The 878-nt window shown below is 76.7% G+C and carries 1 protein-coding gene; it reads right to left on the minus strand.

Annotated elements, in window-relative coordinates; translation table 11 throughout:
- A partial coding sequence (locus tag I9P22_RS24310; protein WP_199262799.1) for an energy transducer TonB family protein occupies window positions 1-817 on the minus strand: 817 nt, incomplete at its 3' end.
- Between the last annotated feature and the right edge of the window lie 61 nt (window positions 818-878).

Raw genomic sequence — 878 nt, forward strand, 5'->3', positions numbered from 1 at the left:
CCGAGGGCGGCGCCGGCATGCGCGGCATGCGCGCGGCCTGGCGGCTCAGCGCCGCGTCGATCCGGGGATCGCCGGTCGAGCTGGCCAGCCGCGCCCCGGCCACGCGGCCGCTGGGATCGACGCTGAAGCGCACGGTGACGGTGACCGAATTGCCGCGCCCGGCAGAGAGGCGCGTGCGATGCATGTGCCGCGCCACCGCCGCCTGCACCTTGGATTGCCAGCTTGCCACCTGCCGGGCGCTGGGGGCGGCGCCGGCCTGCGTCTGCGGCGCCGCGGTGCGCTCGGCCTGCGGGGCGCGCAGCCGGGTGGTGGCCTGACGGGCCTGCTGTTCCTGCGGGGCCCTTTCCTTTTTCTCGCGCTGGGGCTCGCGCTCCTTCCTCACCACCCGCGGCTCGGGTTCTGGCTCCGGCTCCCGCTCGGGGCGCTCTTTCGGGCGGGCGGATTTCTGCAGCACCACCGCATCGGCCGGCGGCGGGAACAGCGAGTTCATGTCGGGCAGCGGCGCGAGTTCCGGCAGCGGCTCGGGCAGGACGATCTCCTCGGGTTCCGGTTCCGGTTCCGGTTCGGGCTCCGGCTCGGGTTCGGGTTCCGGCTCTGCCTCGGCCATGTCGGGCGTGTCGGCCTCGTCCAGCGGCGCGGCGGCCTGCGGGTCCGGGGCCAACTCGACGAAGACCGGATCGGGCAGGCCGGGCGGCGCCGCGGCCCTGGCGCTGTGCATGATCCACAGCGCGCTGCCCAGATGCGCGGCCAGCACCACCAGGGCGGCGCCGCCCCACAGCGCGCCCTCGCGCAGGACCGAGGGGGCGTTCCGGCTCATGGCTGCGACGCTCCGTCAGCGGGCGCGGCGGCCGGGGCCCGGGCGGTGCCGGCGGTTGCGG

Source organism: Paracoccus binzhouensis (assembly GCF_016446475.1).
GTDB lineage: Bacteria > Pseudomonadota > Alphaproteobacteria > Rhodobacterales > Rhodobacteraceae > Paracoccus > Paracoccus binzhouensis.